This window comes from Pseudomonas piscis, assembly GCF_009380155.1.
GTDB classification, from domain to species: domain Bacteria; phylum Pseudomonadota; class Gammaproteobacteria; order Pseudomonadales; family Pseudomonadaceae; genus Aquipseudomonas; species Aquipseudomonas piscis.
Map to the genome: position 1 here is coordinate 2053339 of NZ_WHUV01000001.1, position 21192 is coordinate 2074530.

General features: G+C 64.5%; 21 protein-coding genes. 16 read left to right on the top strand and 5 right to left on the bottom strand.

What is annotated here, in order from left to right:
- The first annotated feature begins 202 nt into the window (after window positions 1–202).
- From GDH07_RS09655 to mnmH, 5 genes are all read left to right on the top strand, one after another.
- The gene (locus GDH07_RS09655) at window positions 203–418 is read left to right on the top strand and encodes a hypothetical protein (RefSeq protein WP_152897242.1); all 216 of its coding nucleotides are present in this window, start codon (window positions 203–205) and stop codon (window positions 416–418) included.
- 822 nt (window positions 419–1240) lie between these two features.
- Window positions 1241–2215, top strand: a complete 975-nt coding sequence (locus GDH07_RS09660; RefSeq protein WP_178124018.1) for a PAS domain-containing protein — start codon at window positions 1241–1243, stop codon at window positions 2213–2215.
- A 101-nt stretch (window positions 2216–2316) separates the two neighbouring features.
- On the top strand, window positions 2317–2682 hold the full coding sequence (locus GDH07_RS09665; RefSeq protein WP_152897244.1) for a nuclear transport factor 2 family protein: 366 nt from the start codon (window positions 2317–2319) through the stop codon (window positions 2680–2682).
- 43 nt (window positions 2683–2725) lie between these two features.
- Window positions 2726–3760 (top strand): selenide, water dikinase SelD, encoded by a 1035-nt coding sequence (selD, locus tag GDH07_RS09670; protein WP_053138077.1) that lies wholly within the window; start codon window positions 2726–2728, stop codon window positions 3758–3760.
- Window positions 3760–4857, top strand: a complete 1098-nt coding sequence (gene mnmH, locus GDH07_RS09675; protein WP_152897245.1) for a tRNA 2-selenouridine(34) synthase MnmH — start codon at window positions 3760–3762, stop codon at window positions 4855–4857. The genes selD and mnmH overlap by 1 nt, the downstream gene beginning before the upstream one ends.
- A gap of 151 nt (window positions 4858–5008) precedes the next feature.
- Here the strand turns inward: mnmH and GDH07_RS09680 are convergent, their stop codons facing one another.
- Complete coding sequence (locus tag GDH07_RS09680) at window positions 5009–6064, bottom strand: permease (protein WP_152897246.1); 1056 nt, start codon at window positions 6062–6064, stop codon at window positions 5009–5011.
- 160 nt (window positions 6065–6224) lie between these two features.
- On the opposite strand from GDH07_RS09680, the gene GDH07_RS09685 reads away from it, so the two are divergent.
- The 3 genes from GDH07_RS09685 to GDH07_RS09695 are packed head-to-tail and all read left to right on the top strand — an operon-like array spanning window position 6225 to window position 7593.
- Window positions 6225–6548 (top strand): ArsR/SmtB family transcription factor, encoded by a 324-nt coding sequence (locus tag GDH07_RS09685; protein ID WP_152897247.1) that lies wholly within the window; start codon window positions 6225–6227, stop codon window positions 6546–6548.
- Complete coding sequence (locus GDH07_RS09690; protein ID WP_152897248.1) at window positions 6545–6985, top strand: SRPBCC family protein; 441 nt, start codon at window positions 6545–6547, stop codon at window positions 6983–6985. Before GDH07_RS09685 ends, GDH07_RS09690 begins: the two co-directional genes overlap by 4 nt.
- The gene (locus GDH07_RS09695) at window positions 6982–7593 is read left to right on the top strand and encodes a flavodoxin family protein (protein ID WP_152897249.1); all 612 of its coding nucleotides are present in this window, start codon (window positions 6982–6984) and stop codon (window positions 7591–7593) included. Before GDH07_RS09690 ends, GDH07_RS09695 begins: the two co-directional genes overlap by 4 nt.
- Window positions 7594–7692: 99 nt before the next feature.
- Here GDH07_RS09695 and GDH07_RS09700 read toward each other — a convergent pair whose 3' ends face one another.
- Window positions 7693–8367: a histidine phosphatase family protein gene (locus GDH07_RS09700; RefSeq protein WP_152897250.1), complete on the bottom strand. Its 675-nt coding sequence runs from the start codon at window positions 8365–8367 to the stop codon at window positions 7693–7695.
- A 227-nt stretch (window positions 8368–8594) separates the two neighbouring features.
- Between GDH07_RS09700 and GDH07_RS09705 the strand changes: the two genes are divergently transcribed.
- The 6 genes from GDH07_RS09705 to GDH07_RS09730 all read left to right on the top strand — a co-directional run bounded on the left by GDH07_RS09705 (window position 8595) and on the right by GDH07_RS09730 (window position 15697).
- Window positions 8595–9299, top strand: coding sequence for a glutathione binding-like protein (locus GDH07_RS09705; RefSeq protein ID WP_152897251.1), 705 nt, complete (start codon window positions 8595–8597; stop codon window positions 9297–9299).
- Window positions 9300–9480: 181 nt separating this feature from the next.
- Complete coding sequence (locus GDH07_RS09710; RefSeq protein ID WP_152897252.1) at window positions 9481–10323, top strand: PhzF family phenazine biosynthesis protein; 843 nt, start codon at window positions 9481–9483, stop codon at window positions 10321–10323.
- A 222-nt stretch (window positions 10324–10545) separates the two neighbouring features.
- Complete coding sequence (hemB, locus tag GDH07_RS09715) at window positions 10546–11520, top strand: porphobilinogen synthase (RefSeq protein ID WP_068588817.1); 975 nt, start codon at window positions 10546–10548, stop codon at window positions 11518–11520.
- A 117-nt stretch (window positions 11521–11637) separates the two neighbouring features.
- Window positions 11638–12159: a sigma-70 family RNA polymerase sigma factor gene (locus GDH07_RS09720; protein ID WP_152897253.1), complete on the top strand. Its 522-nt coding sequence runs from the start codon at window positions 11638–11640 to the stop codon at window positions 12157–12159.
- Window positions 12156–13127, top strand: coding sequence for a FecR family protein (locus GDH07_RS09725; RefSeq protein WP_152897254.1), 972 nt, complete (start codon window positions 12156–12158; stop codon window positions 13125–13127). The genes GDH07_RS09720 and GDH07_RS09725 overlap by 4 nt, the downstream gene beginning before the upstream one ends.
- 101 nt (window positions 13128–13228) lie before the next feature.
- Window positions 13229–15697: a TonB-dependent siderophore receptor gene (locus GDH07_RS09730; RefSeq protein WP_152897255.1), complete on the top strand. Its 2469-nt coding sequence runs from the start codon at window positions 13229–13231 to the stop codon at window positions 15695–15697.
- A gap of 66 nt (window positions 15698–15763) precedes the next feature.
- Here the strand turns inward: GDH07_RS09730 and GDH07_RS09735 are convergent, their stop codons facing one another.
- Both GDH07_RS09735 and GDH07_RS09740 read right to left on the bottom strand, forming a co-directional pair.
- Entirely contained in the window at window positions 15764–17314 is a 1551-nt protein-coding gene (locus GDH07_RS09735) for an FAD-dependent monooxygenase (RefSeq protein WP_152897256.1), read from the bottom strand.
- Between the two features lie 57 nt (window positions 17315–17371).
- Window positions 17372–17986 (bottom strand): LysE family translocator, encoded by a 615-nt coding sequence (locus tag GDH07_RS09740; protein ID WP_022643594.1) that lies wholly within the window; start codon window positions 17984–17986, stop codon window positions 17372–17374.
- 340 nt (window positions 17987–18326) lie between these two features.
- On the opposite strand from GDH07_RS09740, the gene GDH07_RS09745 reads away from it, so the two are divergent.
- Window positions 18327–19421 carry a DUF1615 domain-containing protein gene (locus GDH07_RS09745; protein ID WP_152897257.1) on the top strand — a complete coding sequence of 365 codons (1095 nt, stop codon included), beginning with the start codon at window positions 18327–18329 and terminating at the stop codon, window positions 19419–19421.
- A gap of 307 nt (window positions 19422–19728) precedes the next feature.
- Window positions 19729–20277 carry an ATP phosphoribosyltransferase regulatory subunit gene (locus GDH07_RS09750; RefSeq protein ID WP_053138453.1) on the top strand — a complete coding sequence of 183 codons (549 nt, stop codon included), beginning with the start codon at window positions 19729–19731 and terminating at the stop codon, window positions 20275–20277.
- Between the two features lie 6 nt (window positions 20278–20283).
- Here the strand turns inward: GDH07_RS09750 and GDH07_RS09755 are convergent, their stop codons facing one another.
- Complete coding sequence (locus GDH07_RS09755) at window positions 20284–21081, bottom strand: DUF4349 domain-containing protein (RefSeq protein WP_022643597.1); 798 nt, start codon at window positions 21079–21081, stop codon at window positions 20284–20286.
- Between the last annotated feature and the right edge of the window lie 111 nt (window positions 21082–21192).

A 21192-nucleotide genomic window follows, 5' to 3' on the forward strand; every position in this document is an offset into this window, starting at 1 on the left:
TGGCAAATTGTCCGACCCTCCTGCTGTCATGGTTCATAGGTGAAATAAAACTGCAACAAGGTCGCGTGAGTATGCGTGGATAGAAACTTTCCTGGTGTGTCGGTATCAGGCTGGGCTGTTTCGATTGTGGGTTTAAGTGGCACTATGGTGGGGCTTTGATAATAAGCGTGGGCTTACCGCGGACCAATCCGGGATGCAGGTTATGTACGATGAACAGCGTCAGGCTCGAATAATTACAGTTTTGCAACTTATAGGTAGTGCGCCTGATGCTGTACATGTCCGTGCGGCAGCGGCCTATGTCCATGGTTATATCGACGGACTATTCGACGAAGGTAAACTCTCGGTGCAAACCGCACAGGACTTGAAGTGGGTGGCGGAGATGCGCCGTGATAAGCGGCTGGCGGATTTGAACATTTGAACCCGATTGCTGAGGCAAACGCTGGAAGCCGGGCGTTTTATCCTCCTGTGTGCAGGTCTGCGGCACGGTTGTCCAAAGCATCGGTTCTTTTGTACCTGATCCTGCTTTTGGGCAGAGCGCAGCCACCCGGAGCGGGGCCGAGTCTACGGGCACCAGGCAGGCGCTCGAGGCGCTTCTGGCGATGGCTACTGCCTGTCCTCGCTACCCGCTGGTTTTTGGCTGGTCTCTACGGATACAGCATTATCGAGATGCGGATAGGGGCTGCCTTGCACGGGAAATATCCCGGTCTATCTTATGCCCTTGCTGTTTTCGCCCTATCTTCACTGTTCCTTGGTCAATCGAACCCTATCCCTGGAATGTCCTGTGGGTTAGTAGAGGCTCATGCTTGTTATGGACAGCCTGGTTGACTCTATGGGGAGCTTCTGGGGATGTCTTGGTCAAGTGTTCTGATGCAGTTTTAGTCTGTCAAAAATACAAGTCATGGTCTTTATCGATGGATGTCTGTCGGACTGTTTCAATCAATCATGGGTAAGTTTTTTTGAGTGTTCGTTCGGTTTTTCAGAACAAGTTTTTATATCCAATGGTTCGTTTTTTTATTTATAGTCAGGTGCGGTTTTCGTTGGGCGAGTTGCGCAAGGCAACATGAATGGTGCTTATGGCTCAGAGCGAAAAGTATTGTGGGGCTATTTGGATGTTGATTTTTCGTCGTGGCCATAGTTGTCATGTTTTTGTCGCGTGAACTTTTGACGCTGTTGTCCGGGTTCACTCTTCGGGTAGTCAAGACATATGAAGAAAGAGTCCGGCAAACGGGATACTCCCGGCATGGAGCTGACTGCTGCCAATATCCAGCGCGCAATGCTCGATGCCACCCCTGATTGCATCAAGGTGCTGACGCCTGGCGGTGTGCTCCTGGCCATGAGTGAGGCTGGATGCGTCGCGTTCCAGATACCCCAGGCGCAAGTCAAGGGCACGGCCTGGGTACCCTTGCTGCCTGCATCGACCCACGGCGCCGCCCTCGATGCCCTGGCCTTGGCGGCGGCGGGTATTTGCGCGCGTTTCACCGGCTACAGCGATGCCCACGGCAAGATCATCCACTGGGATAACCTGCTGACCCCGACCCTCGATCAGCAGGGGCGAGTGCATAGCATCGTGTGCGTATCGCGCGATATCACCCCGCAGGTGCTGTTGCAGCGGGAGCTGAACCAGGCGCTGGTGCGCGAACAACTATTGACGAGCGAAAGGCTGCATCGGATCAAGAACCTGTTCACCGTGGCCGATGCGGTGGTCATGATGGCCGACAGGGAAGCGCGCAGCACCGGTATTCTCGACCGCCTGGGCAAGATCGCGGCCGACAAGCTGAGGGCGCTGTCCAGGGTCTATACCCAGATCCTGGACGCGGAGGGGGGCACGGCGATGGAAATGACCGCCTTCATCGGTTCCGTGCTGCAACCCTTCGGCGCTCGGTGCCGGTTCAGCGGCACCCTCGAACATGTCCCCGGGACGCTGGCCAACCTGTTGGCCCTGTTGCTCCATGAACTGGCGACCAATTCGGTGAAGCATGGTGCACTGAGTGTCGTCGAAGGTGAGATCGACATTCGCTGGGCGAGCCATGAGGGCTGGCTGAGTCTCGATTGGCACGAGCAGGGCGGGCCGGCGATTCTTGCCCCGCCGCTCCGGCATGGCTATGGCTGTGAGTTGATCGACGAACTGGCGATCGTCGCCGGTGGGGCCATCGAGCGGCACTGGTACCCGGAGGGACTGCGGGTGGCATTGAAGCTTGCATTGGCCGGTAAGTAGCTCGGTAGCCGCATCCAGTGGTCATTTGCGGAACACCGAAAGAGCGATGCGCTCGGGTGCTAGAGTGCGCTGTCCAGGCATGACCGATACCCGGAGGAAAGATGGATCTGTGCGAACACTTGCTGCTGCTCGAACGCCAACTGCAGGACGCCGACGTGCGTGGCGATCCCCAGGCGCTGGATGCGCTGCTGGCCGATGAGTTCCTCGAGTTCGGCGTCAGCGGCGGGCGTTGGGACAAGGCCCAGGTGCTCGCCAGCTTGGCGCAGCAACTGTTCATCGAGCGGCACATCGAGCAGTTCACCGTGCAGCGGCTGGCAGCTGACTTGGCCCAGGCCACCTACCTGTGCCATAACGCCGCAGCGCCCGGGCGGGTGGCCTGCAGTGCCTGGCGCAGCTCGCTGTGGCGCTGCCGCGAAGGGCACTGGCAGATGCTGTTCCACCAGGGGACGCCGCGACCTGGGGCCTGAGGGCTCTGCTAGAATCCCCGTCCCAGACTTGACGAGGTGCCCCATGAGCGAGCCGATTCGCCTGACCCAGTACAGCCACGGAGCCGGTTGTGGTTGCAAGATTTCACCCCAGGTCCTGGAGGTCATCCTGGCCGGCAGCGGGGCGCAGAACCTCGATCCCAAGCTCTGGGTCGGCAACGCCTCGCGCGATGATGCGGCGGTCTACGCCATCGACGGCGAACGCGGGGTGGTCTCCACCACCGACTTCTTCATGCCCATCGTCGATGATCCCTTCGATTTCGGGCGGATTGCCGCCACCAACGCCATCAGCGATATCTACGCCATGGGCGGCGATCCCTTGATGGCCATCGCCATCCTGGGCTGGCCGGTGAACGTGCTGGCCCCGGAAGTCGCCCGTGAAGTGATCCGCGGCGGGCGCTCGGTGTGCGACGCGGCGGGCATTCCCTTGGCAGGCGGGCACTCCATCGATGCCCCTGAGCCGATCTTCGGCCTGGCGGTGACCGGCCTGGTGGAAAAACGCTTCATGAAGCGCAATGACACCGCCACCGCCGGCTGCCTGCTGTACCTGACCAAGCCCCTGGGGATCGGGGTGCTCACCACCGCCGAGAAGAAGGGCAAGCTGCGCGAAGGTGATGTTGGCCTGGCCCGCGACTGGATGTGCACCTTGAACAAGCCCGGCAGCCATTTCGGCAAGCTCGAGGCGGTTACCGCAATGACCGACGTCACCGGCTTCGGCCTGCTCGGGCATCTGGTGGAGATGGCCGATGGCAGTGGCCTGACCGCGCGTATCCACTATGACCGGGTGCCGCGCCTGCCCGGGGTGGAGTACTACCTGGACCAGGGCTGCGTGCCCGGTGGCACCCTGCGCAACTACAGCAGCTACGCCGACAAGGTCGGGCGGGTGCAGGAGCTGCACAAGCGGGTGCTGTGCGATCCGCAGACCAGCGGCGGCCTGCTGGTGGCGGTGACGCCTGAAGGCAATGCCGAGTTCCTCGCCCTGGCGGCGCAGTTGGGCCTGGAACTGGCGCCTATCGGCGAGCTGTTGGAGCGACAGAGTCACGCGGTCGAGGTGTGCTGATGTCCCTGGACTACACCGATTACCGCGAGATCTTCCTCAACGACCGGCCGCTGATGGACACCCGTGCGCCGATCGAATTCACCAAGGGCGCCTTTCCCGGCGTGCTCAACCTGCCGCTGATGACCGACCAGGAGCGCCAGCGGGTCGGTACCTGCTACAAGCAGCAGGGCCAGCAGGCGGCGATCGTCCTCGGGCACCAGCTGGTATCCGGGGCGATCAAGGCCGAACGTATCCAGACCTGGGCCGATTTCGCCCGGGCCCATCCCGATGGCTTGCTCTACTGCTTCCGTGGCGGCTTGCGTTCGCAGATCGTCCAGCAGTGGCTGCGCGACGAGGCCGGCATCGACTATCCACGGGTGGGCGGTGGCTACAAGGCCATGCGGACCTTTCTCCTGGACACCGTGGAGCAGGCCATGCAGCAGTGCGACTTCGTGCTGCTGGGCGGCATGACCGGCACTGGCAAGACCCAAGTGCTGGGGCAGTTGGACAACGCCCTCGATCTCGAAGGCCATGCCAATCACCGGGGTTCCAGTTTCGGCCGGCGCGCCACCGGCCAGCCGAGCAACATCGACTTCGAGAACCGCCTGGCGGTGGACCTGCTGAAGAAGCGTGAGCGTGGCGTGCGGGGCTTCGTCGTCGAGGACGAGAACCGCATGATCGGTAGCTGTGCATTGCCGCTGCCGTTGCACCAGGGCATGCAGCTAGCGCCGATGATCTGGCTGGAGGACCGCCTGGACCAGCGGGTGCAGCGGATTCTCCAGGACTACGTGGTGGACCTGTGCGCCGAGTTCGTTGCTGTGTATGGCGAGCCGGGTTTCGCTCTGTTCGCCCAGCGCTTGCTGGAAAGCCTGAACAAGATCCACAAGCGCCTGGGCGGCGAGCGCCACCAGCGGTTGCTGGCGCTGATGCAGCAGGCCCTGGCCGAACAGGAGCGCAGCGGCGTGGTGGAGTTGCACCGGGGCTGGATCCAGGGCCTGCTCAGCGAATACTACGACCCGATGTACGCCTTCCAGCGCGAGAGCAAGGGCGCCCGGATCGAGTTCGTGGGCGACCACGCCGCAGTGCTCGATTACCTGCGCCAGCGCCGCCCTCTGTAGCTGCTGTCGAACCCGTGAGGCTGCGCATGAGAACGCAGTCCTCGCCAAACCAGTCGATGCATTCCACCTGGATAAACGCAGTGCCTGCTCTAGCGGGCGCTGCGCACCCGGTCGCAGCCGCGCTGGCGCTTGGCTGCGGTCAGGGGAAGGGTTACAGCAGGGCGCCGCCGACCAGGCCGCAGACGATGCCCACCAGCATGGTCAACACGGCGACGGTGACCAGCACCCGGGCGTCGAAATCCTTGCGCAGCATCAGCAGCGACGGCAGGCTGATGCTCGGCAGGGTCATCAGTAGGGCCACGGCGGGGCCGGTACCCAGGCCGAGGGTCATCATGGTCTGGACGATGGGGATTTCCGCGGCGGTAGGGATTACGAACAGGGTGCCGGCAATCGCCAGGGGCACCAGCCACCACAGGCTATCGCCCATGGCCCCGTCGATATGCGGGAACAGCCAGACCCGCGCCGCGCCCAGCAGCAGGACCGCGACGATATAGATCGGGATGGTGCTCCAGAACAGTTGCCACAGGGTCTTGCCCCAGCGTGCCAGGAAGGGCTGAGAGTTCGGCGTGCCGGCTTGCACCACGGCTTCCACCGCCGCTTCGGGCAGTTGCTCGGGGCGAGCCACGCGCTGGGCGATCAGCGATACCCCCAGCACCAGGACGATGCCAGCCACCAGGCGCAGGGCCGTGAAACCCCAGCCGAGGACGAAACCCATGAACACCAGGGTCGCGGGGTTGAGCACCGGGTTGGCGATCCAGAACGCCAGGGCCGCACCCACCGATACGTTCTGCCGACGCAGGCCGGCGGCCACCGGGGCGGCGCAGCAAGAGCACATCATGCCGGGCAGGGCGAACAGGCCGCCGCGCAGGGTCGAGCCGAAGCCGGCGCGTCCGAACAACCGCAGCAGCCAGTCCCGGGGGATCAACACCTGCAGCAGGGAGCCGAGGATCACTGCCAGAACGGCGGCCTTCCAGATCGCCAGGAAGTACACCTGGGCATAGGCCAGGGCAGCGCTCCAGGGCGAGCTTTGCTGATCGTTGAGGATCGAGGCACCGATACTGTGGCTGTCGGCGGCGACGAAGGCCTTGAAGTAGTAGGGCGACCACTTCACGTAGTACAGGCCGATGGCGGCGACCAGCAGGAACAGCAGGGGTTTCCACCAGAACGACCAGCCACGGGCGGGCTGGGTGGAGGCGAGGTTGGACATGAAGGGGATTTCCACACGAAGACAATAAGCGCGGATTTTAGCCGATGGCCGAGCCAGTTGCTGAATCGATCATGGTGCTGTCTTTTCCAGGGGGAGGTCGTTGACAATCGATAACCGCAAAGTTATGGTTTTAATTCATAACTTTTTGGCTATGTATTTCATGAACACTTCGACGGACCTCCTCTTCACTGCCCTGGGGGATCGCACACGGCGCAATCTGTTCCAGTACCTGGCGCAGCAGGGCGAGCAATCGGTGCACGCCATGACGGCCCAGGCGGGCATCTCCCAGCCAGCGGTGTCCAAGCACCTGGCGCTACTCAAGCGTGCCGGCCTGGTGCAGGACCGGCGTGCCGGCCGCGAGACTTTCTACTGCATCCAGCCTGACGGGTTGGCGCCGCTGATCGACTGGATGAGCTTCTACAGCGAGTTCTGGAACAAGCGCCTGGATTCGCTGGAAGACTTGTTGGGGCGCATGGACACATGAACCTGTTCCCGGATTACAGCCGCAGCCTGGTGTTCCAGCGGCAAGTGCCGCATCCACCGGAAAAGGTCTGGCGCGCCCTGACCGAATCCTGGCTGATGGACGAATGGCTGCTGGACAACGACTTCATACCCGTGGTCGGCCATCGTTTCACCGTGCGCGGCAAGCCGCGGCCGGGCTGGTCCGGGGTCACCCATTGCGAGGTGCTGACGGTGGAGGCGCCGCTCCGGCTGGCCTATCGCTGGGGCGACGGCACCGAGTCGGTCAATGGCCTGCGGACCCTGGTGACCTGGAACCTGACCGCCAATGCCGGCGGCACCCTGATTCATCTCGAACACTGCGGGTTCGGTGCCAGCGACGAGCTCAGCGCCAGGCGGATCGGCGCCTTGTGGCCGGTATTTCTGCAACGCATGGATACTTTACTGGGAGCAATCGCATGACTTTGATCCAACCGCAGGTGGCCGTGGTCTATCACAGCGGCTATGGCCACACCGAGCGCCAGGCGCGCGCCGTTGCCGAGGGCGTGGCCCTGGTCCCGGGGGTACAGGCGCTGCTGCTCGATCTCGAGCAGGCCGCTGCGCAGCTGGAACTGCTGAATCAGGCCGAAGGCATCATCTTTGGCTCGCCCACCTACCTGGGCAATGTGTCGGCCGCCTTCAAGGCGTTCCAGGAGATGACCTCGCGCGCGGTCATGTCCAACGGTTATGCCTGGCGCGACAAGGTGGCTGCCGGCTTCACCAACTCAGGCGCCCAGGCCGGGGACAAGCTGGCCACCCTGGTGCAACTGGCGCTGTTCGCCGCCCAGCACGGCATGCATTGGGTCAACATGAGCCTGCCGCCGGCCAACAACAGCACGAACGGATCCGCCGCCGACCTCAACCGCCTGGGTTTCTGGCTGGGAGCCGGGGCCCAGTCGAATGTCGATGAAAGCGCCCAGACCGCGCCACCGGAAGCCGACCTCGCCACCGCCCGGCACCTTGGCCAGCGCGTGGCCGAGGTCACCTTGCAACTGGCCCACGGTCGCGAACGGTTGGGGCGGGCGGCCTGAGGCAGGCCCGCGGTTGCGAAGGCGCCCTGTGCTTGCCTGCTGCCGGGCAAGCCTCCCTGCCGGTTCAGCTCTCGCACTGCCAGTAATGCCCTGGGCTGATCAGCTCGGGCATTCATGCGCGCCATTGTCCAGGCCCTGCTTGTAGCTCTGGCTGTGCAGGCTGGCCTTGCCGTCGCGCCAGGTCAGGGTCAGCACGTACAGCGAGTCGAAGTCATTGGAGGCCCAGTCTTCGGTGATCGAGTGTTTTTCGCCCACGGCTTCTTCAGCGACCTTGTTGATCAACTCCGGCAGGTAGCCGTGGGACCAGGCGGTGTAGATGATCGAGTTGTGGTAGCGATCATGCAGCAGCTCGTCCGCCAGGTCGCTGGTGTCGTTGGCGGCAAAATCGATGTTCACCGGCAGGCCGAGCTTGATGGCGCTGGGGCTGATGGTCATCAAGGGGCGGATGTAGCTGTAGGAGTTGTCCAGCTCGCCTTCCTCGACGTTGCGCGTCGGGTCGGCGGCGAACACGTACTGCGCCTTGCCGAATTTTTCTGGCAGTAGCGAGGCCAGGTCGATGGCCCGGTTCAGGCCCTGGCAGTTGAGTTGGCCAAGACCACCGGCGGGCTTTTCCGCGTGGCGCAAAAAGACCAGGGTCTGGGTGCCATCCGCTGGTTGCGCGCGGCTGACGCTGGATTCCAGGAACAGGCACAAGGTGCTGCCCAACAGCAGGGCGGGGAGCGGCAGGTAGCGGCGGTGCAGGGCATAGCGGGCAAGGCGGCGGGGCAGGCTCATGGGCTTGTCGTTCTTCGCGGGCATTCATGACGGCTGACAAACCGATGTTCCTTGTCGTTGCTGCGGCCTGTCGGGGCCGTGGGTTCTGAGTCCCTGAATGGCATTTGGTTCGATCATCGGCAGGTTGAACGCTGCAGGTTGCCGATTTAAGAAAAGCCGGCGGATAATTCCCCGCGGTTGCCCGCCTGTGGCGCTGTTCCCCTTTTGATTGAGACTGGAAGCCTGTCATGACCGATCTTTCCGCTTTTGCCGTCACCCAGAAATGGCCCGCGCAATTTCCCGACTGGATCCAGTTGTACTCCCTGCCGACTCCCAATGGGGTCAAGGTCTCGATCATGCTCGAAGAGATCGGCCTGCCTTACGAGGCCCATCGGGTCAGCTTCGATACCCAGGACCAGATGACGCCCGAGTTCCTCAGTGTCAGCCCCAACAACAAGATCCCGGCGATCCTCGATCCCCATGGCCCGGGCGAGCAACCGCTGGCGCTGTTCGAGTCCGGGGCGATCCTGATCTACCTGGCCGACAAGAGCGGGCAACTGCTGGCCCAGGAGTCGGCGGCCCGCTATGAAACCATCCAGTGGTTGATGTTCCAGATGGGCGGCATCGGGCCGATGTTCGGCCAGGTGGGCTTCTTCAACAAGTTCGCCGGCAAGGAGTACGAGGACAAGCGCCCCCTGGAGCGTTACGTGAACGAAGCCAAGCGCCTGCTGGGGGTGCTCGACAAGCACCTGCAAGGGCGTGACTGGATCATGGGCGAGCGCTACACCATCGCCGATATCGCCACCTTCCCGTGGATCCGCAACCTGATCGGCTTCTACGAGGCCGGCGAGCTGGTGGGTATCGACAACTTCCCTGAGGTCAAGCGAGTGCTGGCGAAATTCGTGGCGCGCCCGGCGGTGATTCGCGGGCTGGAGATACCCAAGGTTTCTTGACGGGCGCACGCCCTCTAGCCGCTGCCGCAGGCTGTGCTCGAGCGCGCAGCGGTCGCGGCGATCTCAAGAGCGCCTGAGGCCTGGGGTCGCCAAGCAAGGGCCTGCGGCCCTTCTCGCAGCCTCGCTACAGCCAGCGTTGTGCCTTATAACGCTGCGCCTCATAAGAAACAGGAAATTTCGTATGCGCCCCCTGAGTTTCAAGCAGGTCGACGTCTTCAGTTCCACGCCCCTGAAGGGCAACCCGGTGGCCGTGGTGTTCGATGCCGACGGGCTCGACGAGCAGCCGATGGCGACCTTCGCCAACTGGACCAACCTCAGCGAAACCACCTTCATCCTCCAGCCCCGGGACCCGCGTGCCGACTATCGCCTGCGGATCTTCACCACCCTGGACGAGCTGCCGTTCGCCGGCCACCCGACCCTGGGCAGCTGTCATGCCTGGCTGGAGTCCGGTGGGGTGCCCAAGGGGCAGGAGATCATCCAGGAGTGCGCGGTGGGCCTGGTGCGGATCCGCCGCCAAGGGCAGCAATTGGCGTTCCTGGCGCCGCCCCTGCTGCGCTCCGGGCCGGTGGCGCCCGAGTTGCTGGAGCAGGTGCGCCAGGGTCTGCGCCTGGTACCGGGGGCGATCGTCGATGCCCAGTGGGTCGATAACGGCGCTGGCTGGCTGGCGGTGATGCTCGCCGAGCGCCAGCAGGTGCTGGAGCTGCAACCCGACTATTCGCAGTTGCACGGCCTGGCGGTGGGGGTGATCGCCCCTTGCGACCCGGAGCGCGACGAGAGCGATGCGCAGTTCGAAGTCCGGGCTTTCATCGCTGGCGACGGCATGCCCGAGGACCCGGCCACCGGCAGCTTGAACGCCGGCATTGCCCAGTGGTTGCTGGGGGCGGGGCTGGCCCCGGCGCGCTATCGGGTCAGCCAGGGCCTGAGCATGGGGCGCGCCGGTTGCATCGAGGTGGAGCAGGTGGGGGACGAGGTGTGGATCGGTGGCAACGCGGTGACCTGCATCGATGGACATCTGACGCTGTAGCCCAGCCCCGGAGCTGCCCTGGCACGCTTGCGGCAGATCGTCGCAGGATGCTGCCCGGCCCTCGTGGCGAGTGCCTGAACACCGGGGTTGTCGGCGATTGTTACCTGATCGGCAAGGCTCTCTTGAGCATCCCGGGTTTGTACCCGGGCGGCCGCAGGCATAAGCTTTCAGCCTTTTTTCGATATAGCTCTAGTTGTCCCGCGCCCAGCCTTAGGAAAAAACATGTCCAGTCAGTTTCCAGAAGCCCGTCCTCGTCGCCTGCGTCGTTCCGAACAGCTGCGCAGTCTGTTCCAGGAAACCGAATTCACCCTCAACGACCTGGTGCTGCCGATTTTCGTCGAGGAGGAAATCGACGATTTCGTGCCGATCAAGAGCATGCCCGGCGTGATGCGCATCCCCGAGTCCAAGCTTGCTGGCGAAATCGAGCGTTATGCCCGTGCCGGGATCAAGTCGGTGATGACCTTCGGCGTGTCCCATCACCTGGATGGCGACGGTAGCGATACCTGGCAGGAAAACGGCCTGGTCTCGCGTATGTCGCGCATCGCCAAGGACGCGGTGCCGGAGATGGTGGTGATGTCCGACACCTGCTTCTGCGAGTACACCGAGCATGGCCATTGCGGCGTGATGCACGGCCACGAGGTGGATAACGACCAGACCTTGATCAACCTCGGCAAGCAGGCCGTGGCCGCCGCCCGCGCCGGTGCCGACGTGATCGCCCCGTCGGCAGCCATGGACGGTCAGGTCCAGGCGATCCGCCGGGCCCTGGATGCCGCCGGGTTCACCCAGACGCCGATCATGGCCTATTCCACCAAGTTCGCCTCGGCGCTCTATGGCCCGTTCCGCGAGGCTGGCGGCAGTGCGCTCAAGGGCGACCGCAAGAGCTACCAGATGAACCCGATGAACCGCCGCGAAGCGGTGCGTGAGTCGTTGCTGGACGAGCAGGAAGGCGCCGACTCGCTGATGGTCAAGCCGGCGGGCGCCTACCTGGACATCATCCGCGACATCCGCGAAGCCTCGCGCCTGCCGGTGGCGGCGTACCAGGTCAGTGGCGAGTACGCGATGATCAAGTTCGGTGCCCAGGCCGGGGCGATCGACGAGCAGCGCGTGGTACGCGAGAGCCTGGGCTCGATCAAGCGTGCCGGCGCCGACCTGATCTTCACCTACTTCGCCATGGACCTGGCCCTGGCCGGGATCTGACTCCCGCCGCGCCGGTGCCCAAGACCACGGACGTCATCGCGACGTTCGTGGCTATTGCCAAGCCTTCCGTCCCTACATGACAATGCGATTCATTATCAAATATGAATCCCCTCTGTCATGCCCGCCGACGACTTAACCCTGAGCTGTGCCGTCAACGACCTCTATCTCGACCATCATGGCTGGCTCCAGGGTTGGCTGCGCCGCCGCCTGGGCAACACCTGCGATGCCGCCGACCTGGCCCAGGACACCTTCGTGCGGGTGCTCAAGGCGCGCAACGCCCTGGAGATCCGTGAGCCTCGGCCCTATCTCTCGCGGATCGCCAATGGGTTGCTGATCGACCTGTTCCGCCGTCGCTCCCTGGAACAGGCCTATCTCGAGGCCCTGGCCCAGGTGCCCGAGGCCGAGCATCCGTCGCCTGAAGAGCAAGGCATGCTGCTGCAGGCCCTGATGGAGGTCGACCGCTTGCTCGATGGGCTGGGGGCCAAGGTCAAGCAGGCCTTCCTGCTGTCCCAGTGCGATGGCCTGACCTACGAGCAGATCGCCGTGCGCCTTGGAGTGTCGGTACGCAGCGTCAACAACTACATGGCCAAGGCGATGGAGCATTGCTGCCTGATGCAGATGCGGATGCAACGCGGATGAGCCCGCCACCGCTGCAATTGAGCGTGGGCGAGCGCCAGGCCATCAGCGCCGCCGCCCGCTGGTATGCCCAACTGCGCTCCGGTACGGCCAGTGAACAGGAACAGGCGGCGTGGCGTGAATGGCTGGCGGCTGATCCGTTGCACCGCGAGGCCTGGACGCAGATGCAGGCACTGGGTGAGCAGATGTCGGCGCTGCCCGGTGGCCTCGCCGGTTCCACGCTGCGCGGTGCCGGGCGTTCGCGTCGCGAGTTGATGCGTAACCTGGTGGTGCTGGCTTCGGCGGGCTCCCTGGGATGGCTGGGCTGGCGCAGCGACAGTGCCCAGCAACTGTTGGCCGACTATCGCACCCAGGTCGGCGAACGCCGGGAAGTACGCTTGGCGGACGGCAGCTCGCTGCTGCTCAATACCAACACGTCGGCAAACGTGCAGTTCGACGGCGAGCAACGCAAGGTGACCTTGCTCTGGGGCGAGATGCTGGTCAGCACCGGCGCCGACTCGTTGCAGCGCCCATTCCAGGTGTTCACCCGGCACGCCAAGGTATTGGCCCTGGGCACGCGCTTCCTGTTGCGCAGCGACGAGCATGAAGACCAGGTCGCGGTGCTCGAGCATGCGGTGCAGGTCAGTCTCGGGCATGGCATTGCGCCGCGCCGGGTCGAGGCCGGCCAGCAACTGGCGTTCAGCGCCCGGGACTTTGCCGCATTGCAGCCCAACGATGCATCGGTGGGCGCCTGGCGCCAAGGCAGCATCATCGCCATCGACCGGCCGCTGGGGGAGTTGCTTGCCGACCTTTCGCGCTACCGGCGCGGGGTCTTGCAGTGCGATCCGCAGATCGCCGGGCTGAAGGTCTCCGGGGCCTTTCCCATCGACGACACCGATCGTGCCCTGGCGGCATTGCAAAGCGGCTTCTCGTTGCAGGTCAAGCGCTATACCCGGTATTGGGTGCGGATTTCCGCCAGCCACGTGGGCTGATCGGGTGCGTGAAAAATAATTGTTCGCGTTTGCACTATTGTCGGGCCTGGTCCGGCTCATCCCCCAGTGGATTCATTTTCAAGCGTGGGGGATGGCAAAGCATGTCTGATGTACACAAGTCCAAGCGGGTGTTGGCGGTCAGGATCGGGTTGTGGGGGGCGCTGACGGCTCACGCCATGGCACCGGCAATGGCTGCGGTCGCCAGCGAGCAGGTGCAGGCCCGCCACTTCGATATCGCCGCCGGTGAGCTCACCGAGGTGTTGAGCCGTTATGCCAGCGCTGCGGGGGCGGCCATTTCCTTCGATGCCCGGCAGACTGCTGGCCTGCGTTCAGCCGGCCTGAAGGGCGACTATGGCGTGCAGGAAGGTTTTGCGCGGATTCTTGCCGGCAGTGGCTGGCAGGCCGAACCCCAGAGCAACGGCAGCTATGTCTTGCGCCCCGTACCCCAGGGCAGCGGCGCCCTGCAGTTGGGCACCACCCAGGTCCAGGGCCAGGAGCTGGGGGCGACCACCGAATACTCCGGCTCCTACACCACTGGCGCGGTGACCATCGGCAAGGGCCAGCATTCCCTCAAGGAAACCCCGCAGTCGGTGACCGTGATCACCCGCAAGATGCTCGATGACCAGAACCTCAACACCATCGACCAGGTGATGGAGAAAACCCCGGGCATCACCCTCTACGACTCGCCCATGGGCGGCAAGTACTTCTACTCCCGGGGCTTTCGCATGACCGGCCAGTACCAGTACGACGGCGTGCCCCTGGACATGGGTAGCAGCTACGTGCAGGCCGACAGCTTCAGCAGCGACATGGCCTTTTATGATCGGGTGGAGATCCTGCGTGGCGCCGCCGGCATGCTCAAGGGCGCAGGCGGTACCGCAGGCTCGGTGAACTTCGTGCGCAAGCGTGGTCAGGCCACGCCGCACACCGAGCTTGCGATGTCCGCCGGCAGTTGGGACAACTATCGGGCCCAGGTGGACACCGGCGGGCCGTTGAACGATGCCGGCACGGTCCGTGGCCGGGCGGTGGTCACCCAGCAGACCCGGCAGTACTTCTATGACCTGGGCGAGCGCAAGGACCAGGTCTACTACGGCGCCCTGGATTTCGATCTTGGTGACGACACCACCCTGGGCCTGGGCATGGCCTATGAAGACGTCGATTCGCGCCCATGCTGGGGCGGCCTGCCGCGCTACAGCGATGGCAGCGATCTCAAGCTCGGCCGTTCGACTTGCCTGAACGCCGCCTGGAACAACTCGCGCAGCAAGCGCGCGACCTATTTCGCCGACCTCCGGCAGCAGCTCAACGATGACTGGGCGCTGAAGGTGGCGGGTGTCTACAGCCGCAACACCCAGGACATCGAATACGCGTTCCCCAGCGGCTCGGTGCCGGTGGGCGCCAGCCGCTCCAATACCCTGATGCTGGCCAGCACCTTTGATTACGACCAGGTGGACTATGGCTTCGATGCCTATGTCGACGGACGCTTCCAGGCCTTTGGCCAGGAGCACGAACTGACTGTCGGGGCCAATGCCAGCCGTTCGATCAAGGACGACTTCTACGCCGTGGCCAGCTTGCCGCAACGGCAGAATGTGCTGGACCCCGATCACCACCTGCCCAAGCCCGATGACAGCTACTACCAGGCCAACTCCAGCCGGGGCGGCCCCTCCGATATACGGATCCAGCAGCAAGGGCTGTATTCCACCCTGCGCCTGAAACTGGCCGACCCGCTGACCCTGGTGATGGGCAGCCGGGTCAGCTGGTACAAGTCGCAGAACGATGCCGTGGCCTACTGGCGCGAAACCCGTACGCCCAGCAGTACCCGTTCCAAGGAAACCGGCGAGGTCACCCCGTTCGCCGGGATCTTGTATGACCTCAACGACAACCTGACGCTGTATGCCAGCTATTCCAGCATCTTCACCCCCCAGGGCAACTATCGGACCCTGGATGGCACCACCCTCAAGCCGCTGGTGGGCAAGAGCTACGAAGCAGGGATCAAGGGCGAGTGGTTCGATGGCCGCCTGAACAGCGCCTTCAGCCTGTTCCGCACGATCCAGCAGGATGCCCAGCAGGACGACCCGGCATGCCCCGACAGTACGTGTTCGATGAACTCGGGCAAGGTCCGCGCCCAGGGCTTTGAAGCCGAAGTCAGTGGCGAGGTGATCGAGCGTCTGCAGGTGCTGGCCGGCTACACCTATACCCAGACCAAGACCCTGGAGGACGCCGACCGCAACAACAACGGCCAGCCATTCAACTCCTATGTGCCGCGGCACCTGTTGCGGGTCTGGGGCGACTACCAGCTGGGCGGTGCTCTGGAGCGCTTTACCTTGGGGGCCGGGGTCAATGCCCAGAGTGACAACTACCGCGTCTCGCCTGCCAGCGGCAAGCACATCAGCCAGGCCGGTTATGCCATCTGGAACGGGCGGATCGGCTACCGCATCGACGACACCTGGTCCCTGGCGCTGAACGGCAACAACCTGTTGGACAAGCGCTACTACACCACCATCGGTACCGAGAATTTCGGCAACTTCTATGGTGATCCGCGCAACTTCACCCTGTCGGTCAAGGCCGACTTCTAAGGCCCGTGAGGCGGGGCTGGCGGATGCCGGAACCGCCTTGCCAATACCGATGGAGCGGGGCAGGTCTCACGGCGTCCTGGGCAGCGCCGTGGCGGGCTGTGGGGATATCTGCCGTTCACGGAAATACCGCTCCAGCACCTGCGGGTCGGCCGAACGCTCCGCCAGCGCGACGTAGGTGTCGGGGCGCAGCAGGTACAGGGCGTTGCGCACCAGCCCGGCCTCGGCATGGGCCGGCAGCCAGTCGAAGCTCGACAATGGGACACCCCGGGCCTGGCACCAGTCGCGCAAATCCTCATTCGCCTCGCCATACACATGCACCTGCCAGCCCAGGTACTCCAGGCTGTCGAAATTGTCTTGCCCCTCGGTCCTGACCCAGGGCAGGCGATCGCCGCCGTGCACCGGGCCGACGCCGCCGGCGCTCAGGGGCATGCCGCGGTAGTTCAGGGTGATCTGCGACACGGTGCGAAACAGGAACTCCCGGGCCCGTTCCACGGCGGCGATCTTCGGCAGTAGCAGGGGCGCCAGGCGGGTCCGCACCAGCTGGGCGATCGGCCCATCGGCGGTGGCGAAGCTGAACACCCGATCGGTGGTGGCCACCAGGCGCCGGGCGAACTCCATGCGCTCGATGCCGTAGCTGTCCAGCAAGCTCTCGCTGGCCTGGCCCTTGAGTACCGCGGCCAGTTTCCAGGCCAGGTTGATCGCGTCGCCAATCCCGGTGTTCATGCCCTGGCCGCCTGCGGGGCTGTGCAGGTGCGCCGCGTCGCCGAGCAGGAACGCCCGGCCGCAGCGGAATTGCTCGGCCACCCGGTGGTGCACCCGGTAGCTGGAGAACCAGTTGACCTGGCCGACCTCCACCTTGAGCTGGTGCATGGCGCGCTGGCTGACATCCTCGAAGCGCAGGTGCTCCGGGTGCTCGGCACGTTCGTCGCGCACGGTGCCGATCAATCGCGCCCGGCCACTTTGGGCCAGGGGAAACACCGCCAGGAAGTCGGCATCGTCCAGGTCCACATGCAACTGGCCATCGAGGCTCGGGCCGCCGGCCTCGACATCGGCGACGTAGAACACCTGCTGGTAGGTGCCACCGGGGAAGGCGCTGCCCAGGGTCTTGCGCACGACGGAGTGGGCACCGTCGCAACCGGCCAGGTAGAACGCCTGGCAGTGTTCTTCGCGGCCGTCGGGGCCGCGCAGCCGGGCGTTGACCAGATGGCCGTGGTCGGTGAAGGCCAGCAGTTCGGTGTCGCGCTCGACCTGGGTGCCCAACAGGGCCAGGCGCTCGATCAGCAGTTGCTCGTGTTCGTCCTGGGGGAAGATCTGCAGGAAGGGGTAGGGCGTCAGGTCGCCGCCGATGGCATTGAACGGCAACTGCGCGGCCCGCTCGCCCTTGACCCAGAGGTTCACCGCCGGCACGTGGTAGCCACGCTCGACGATGGCCTGGGTCAGGCCCAGCTGGCGATACAGTTCCAGGGTCCGGGCCTGCACCGCCAGGGCCCGGGACGTGGTGCCCGGGCCGTGGGTCTTGTCGATGATCCGCACCTTGACCCCTTGCTGGCGCAACCAGAGCGCCAGGACCAGGCCGGTGGGGCCGGCGCCGCTGATCAGTACGTCGCTGCAGTTCATGTCTGGATCCTCGGCAAGGAAGTCAATGTCATGGGCCTGGCGCTGCTTGCCACGGGTTCAACGCTGGGCGAAGGCCAGGTTCAGCCCCAGGCCGGCAAAGCTGGCGGCGAAGCTGCGGCGCAGCCAGTCCTGGACCTTGGGCGATTCGATCACCGCGGTGCGGAACAGGTTGGCCAGCAGGCCGTAGAGCACGAACACCAAGAAGGTCATGGCCATGAACACGCCGCTCAAGAGCAGCATCTGCGGGATCGGGTCGCTGCCGTCGTGGCTGATGAACTGCGGCAGGAAGGCGAGGAAAAAGATCGTCAGCTTGGGGTTGAGGATGTTCAGCAGGCAGGCCTTGAGCATCAGCGCGCCGGCGCCCTGGCTGACCGCGTTGCTATCGACGGCGAAGGCCGAGCGATCGCGCCAGGTGGCGTAGGCCAGGTACAGCAGGTAGGCGACCCCGGCGAACTTCAGGCCCTGGAACGCCAGGGCACTGGTGTGCAGGATCGCCGACAGGCCGAGGATCGAGGCCAGCAGGTGCGGGACTATCCCGCCGGTGCAGCCGATGGCGGTGAACAGGCTGGCGCGCTTGCCGGCCACCAGGGCCGTGGAAATGGTGAGGATCACGCCGCTGCCGGGGATCAGCACGACGATCAGGCTGGTGATCAAGAAATCCAGGTTCAACATCCGGGCAGAACTCCATGGCAAGGCGGGGGAGTCGTCGAACATACACCCAGGCGGGGGTGTGCAGTAGATGGATTCTAGTCGGCCCTGTTCTTGTTGCCGGCGATTTGAGCGGATCTGTAGCCGCTGCCGAGCCTACGAGGCTGCGCCAAGGCCCGCAGGGCCTTCAGTGCACGAATGGCCGGGCATGGGCGGTCGCCGCGCGCCGGTACGCAGCCTGCGGCAGCGGCTACACGAAGCCGATCACAGCGGGGCAGGGGAACGGCGCTACAGCTCTTCGGTCGAAGCTCGCGTTCGTTGCTTTACTTGCATGGGACCGGGTCCCGACTTTCCTTGGAGAACCATGATTTCACATCGCCTTGTCGGCAGTTTCCTGGGCCTGCTGTTGTTGGCCGGTTGTGCCAGCCAGCCCGGTTCCCGCTCGCCCGAGATACCTGCCGAGCAGGTCCAGGCGCGCATCCTGCGACTGTTGCCCGCCCAGGTGAACGATCGCCAGGGCTGGGCCCGGGATATCCAGGTGGCATTCAGCGCCCAGGGGCTCGAGCCCAGTCCCGGCAACCTGTGCGCGGTGCTGGCGGTGGCCGAGCAGGAGTCCGGTTTCCAGGTCGATCCGGCGGTGCCGGGCCTGGGGCGCATTGCCCGGGATGAAGTCGATCGTCGCGCGGCCAAGGTGCATGTGCCGGCGATGCTGGTCAGCGCCGCGTTGCAGGTGCGCTCCGGCGACGGCCAGTCCTACAGCCAGCGCCTGGCCAAGGCCCGTACCGAAAAGGAGCTGAGCGCGATCTTCGATGACTTCATCGGCCAGGTGCCCATGGGGCAGACCCTGTTCGGTGGTTTCAACCCGGTGCACACCGGCGGGCCGATGCAGGTCAGCATCGCCTTTGCCGAGAAACACGCCCAGGGCTATCCCTATTCACCACGGGACTCGATCCGCCATGAGGTCTTCAGTCGTCGCGGTGGCCTGTACTTCGGCATCGCCCACCTGCTGGGTTATCCGGTGAGCTATCCGCAGCCGCTGTATCGCTTCGCCGACTTCAACGCTGGCTGGTACGCCAGCCGCAATGCCGCGTTCCAGGCCGCGGTGAGCCAGCTCAGCGGGATTCGCCTGGCGCTCGATGGCGACCTGATCCGCTACGACTCGATCCTGCCCGGCAGCACCGAGCTGGCAGTACGCACCCTGGGCAAGCAGTTGGGGCTGCGCAACCCGGTGATTCGCGACCAGCTGGAGCAGGGCGACAGCGCGCAATTCGAGCAAACCGCGCTGTACCGCAAGGTGTTCGTCCTGGCCGACCAGGCCAAGGGCAAGGGCAAGGACGTACCGCGGCAGATACTCCCGGGCATCGAGCTCAAGAGCCCGAAGATCACGCGCCAGCTGACCACCGCCTGGTTCGCCAAGCGGGTGGACGAGCGCTATCAGCGTTGCATGGCGCGTCGGTAGGCTTGGCATCGGCGCATCCGATATGCCAGGATGCGCCATGAATTTTTTCCGGCTCGGCAATCGCACCCATCACCATCGACCTCATTCCAGGGGCCGTGGTCGCGTATGCGCGTCGAGCCGTCAGTGATGCGCATCCCTCGCCACTGACCCTCGATTCACCACCAAGGCGCCCTGCAAGGCGCCTTTTTTATTGTCTGTAAAAAACCTGAGGAACTACCCATGACCATGCTCCGTGGCACGCGAATGATCACCGGCGAACAAGCCGCCAACCTGCGCATCCTGGAGGGCCGGTTCCGGAGCAGGCTTCATCGAAGCGGGTGCTGAAGAGGTCATAGTCCCGGCCTTGTGGGGCCAGGACACCTTCATCGAGAAGGCCGGTGGCAGTGAAGTCATCGGCCAGATGTGGGCCTTCGCCGACAAGGCCGGACGCCCGTGCTGCCTGATCCCGGAAGCCACCGCGCTGTTCCAGGAAACCGCTGGCCAGCTGCTGGCGGGACGGACCCAGGCAATGTTCTTCTACGTTGCCCGCTGTTATCGCTACGAGAAGCCCCAGGCCGGGCGCTACCGTGAATTCACCCAGCTGGGACTGGAGATCCTCGGGCCCGACCCACGCCAGGCACTGCTGCAGGCGCAGCAGTTGTGCACCGGCTTCCTGGATGCCTTGGCGCTGGACTATGAGCTCAACCTCGGGGTCAAGCGTGGCCTGACCTATTACCTGGATGGCGAGGGTTTCGAGGTGCGTTGCCGGCGCCTGGGGGCGCAGCAGCAAGTGGTGGGGGCGGGGGCCTATCGCCAGGGGGCTGGGTTCGGCATCGGCCTGGAGCGCTTGCAACTGGCGCTCCAGGCCCAGGCCTAGGCGAGGTTACTGGCGGCGACGGACGAACTTGCGCCACAGCCAGACCCACAGCAGCGCCAGGGGGAAGGCGAGGATCACGAAGGGCAGCACGTAGCTGCCTTTCTCCAGGGCCTCGGCGGTACCGTCGGCCAGGTTGTCCAGCAGGTTGCTGAAGGCGCGCTTGAGGTTGGAGCTGCGCTGGCCGCTGTCGCTGGGCTGGAAGTTCAGGGTCAGGCGGTTGGTGTCCAACCGCCGTTGCTGGCCAGCGGCGGTCTGGGCCAGGGCTTGCAGGTCATTCTCGATGCCGGCTTGTTCCTTGCTCAAGGCGATCAGGTCGCCGACGCTGATGTCCTTGCGCGCGGCCAGTTCGTCCAGCCGCTGCTGCTGGGCCTTGAGCCGTTGCTGCTGGCGCTGCACGTCGGCCACGGCGTCGGCCAGGTCTTCGGCGCTGGTGATGCGCTCGCCCAGCTCGGCGCCTGCGGCGGCCTGCTGGACCAGGGGCTCGACGCCGCCAGGGACGATGCGCAGCACCACCTGGGCGCGGTATTTGCCTTGTTCCAGGCGCAGGATATTGCACGCGCCGAACTTCGCCTGTTCGCAGGCTTCACGGGTTTGCACCAGGCGCGGGCCAATCTGCTCCGAGGGCAACGACAGGGTCAGCTCATGTTCGTAGGCCAACTGGGCGCCGGCCTGGCCCTGGGCGCCGCCAAGGGCCACGGCGCTTCTGCCCTGGTCGCTGGGAGAGCAGGCGCTGAGTGCCAGCGCGCCCAGCAGGGCAAAAGCCAGGCGGCGAGGGCGGTTAGGGTGGTCGTCCTGATGTTGCATGGGAGCTCCTTGGGTACTTGAAACTGCGTTGGGAACGCAGGCGCGCATCTTACCGTCCTTCCTGGGGCGGCCACGATGGCGTTGTGTCTTATTTGCGGCAATTTCCGGGAT

What these genes read in the sequence shown, in the direction of transcription:
- GDH07_RS09655 (WP_152897242.1), top strand. Translation starts at nt 203, where the DNA reads ATGTACGATGAACAGCGTCAGGCTCGAATAATTACAGTTTTGCAACTT.
- GDH07_RS09660 (WP_178124018.1), top strand. Translation starts at nt 1,241, where the DNA reads ATGGAGCTGACTGCTGCCAATATCCAGCGCGCAATGCTCGATGCCACC.
- GDH07_RS09665 (WP_152897244.1), top strand. Translation starts at nt 2,317, where the DNA reads ATGGATCTGTGCGAACACTTGCTGCTGCTCGAACGCCAACTGCAGGAC.
- selD (WP_053138077.1), top strand. Translation starts at nt 2,726, where the DNA reads ATGAGCGAGCCGATTCGCCTGACCCAGTACAGCCACGGAGCCGGTTGT.
- mnmH (WP_152897245.1), top strand. Translation starts at nt 3,760, where the DNA reads ATGTCCCTGGACTACACCGATTACCGCGAGATCTTCCTCAACGACCGG.
- GDH07_RS09680 (WP_152897246.1), bottom strand. Translation starts at nt 6,064, where the DNA reads ATGTCCAACCTCGCCTCCACCCAGCCCGCCCGTGGCTGGTCGTTCTGG.
- GDH07_RS09685 (WP_152897247.1), top strand. Translation starts at nt 6,225, where the DNA reads ATGAACACTTCGACGGACCTCCTCTTCACTGCCCTGGGGGATCGCACA.
- GDH07_RS09690 (WP_152897248.1), top strand. Translation starts at nt 6,545, where the DNA reads ATGAACCTGTTCCCGGATTACAGCCGCAGCCTGGTGTTCCAGCGGCAA.
- GDH07_RS09695 (WP_152897249.1), top strand. Translation starts at nt 6,982, where the DNA reads ATGACTTTGATCCAACCGCAGGTGGCCGTGGTCTATCACAGCGGCTAT.
- GDH07_RS09700 (WP_152897250.1), bottom strand. Translation starts at nt 8,367, where the DNA reads ATGAGCCTGCCCCGCCGCCTTGCCCGCTATGCCCTGCACCGCCGCTAC.
- GDH07_RS09705 (WP_152897251.1), top strand. Translation starts at nt 8,595, where the DNA reads ATGACCGATCTTTCCGCTTTTGCCGTCACCCAGAAATGGCCCGCGCAA.
- GDH07_RS09710 (WP_152897252.1), top strand. Translation starts at nt 9,481, where the DNA reads ATGCGCCCCCTGAGTTTCAAGCAGGTCGACGTCTTCAGTTCCACGCCC.
- hemB (WP_068588817.1), top strand. Translation starts at nt 10,546, where the DNA reads ATGTCCAGTCAGTTTCCAGAAGCCCGTCCTCGTCGCCTGCGTCGTTCC.
- GDH07_RS09720 (WP_152897253.1), top strand. Translation starts at nt 11,638, where the DNA reads ATGCCCGCCGACGACTTAACCCTGAGCTGTGCCGTCAACGACCTCTAT.
- GDH07_RS09725 (WP_152897254.1), top strand. Translation starts at nt 12,156, where the DNA reads ATGAGCCCGCCACCGCTGCAATTGAGCGTGGGCGAGCGCCAGGCCATC.
- GDH07_RS09730 (WP_152897255.1), top strand. Translation starts at nt 13,229, where the DNA reads ATGTCTGATGTACACAAGTCCAAGCGGGTGTTGGCGGTCAGGATCGGG.
- GDH07_RS09735 (WP_152897256.1), bottom strand. Translation starts at nt 17,314, where the DNA reads ATGAACTGCAGCGACGTACTGATCAGCGGCGCCGGCCCCACCGGCCTG.
- GDH07_RS09740 (WP_022643594.1), bottom strand. Translation starts at nt 17,986, where the DNA reads ATGTTGAACCTGGATTTCTTGATCACCAGCCTGATCGTCGTGCTGATC.
- GDH07_RS09745 (WP_152897257.1), top strand. Translation starts at nt 18,327, where the DNA reads ATGATTTCACATCGCCTTGTCGGCAGTTTCCTGGGCCTGCTGTTGTTG.
- GDH07_RS09755 (WP_022643597.1), bottom strand. Translation starts at nt 21,081, where the DNA reads ATGCAACATCAGGACGACCACCCTAACCGCCCTCGCCGCCTGGCTTTT.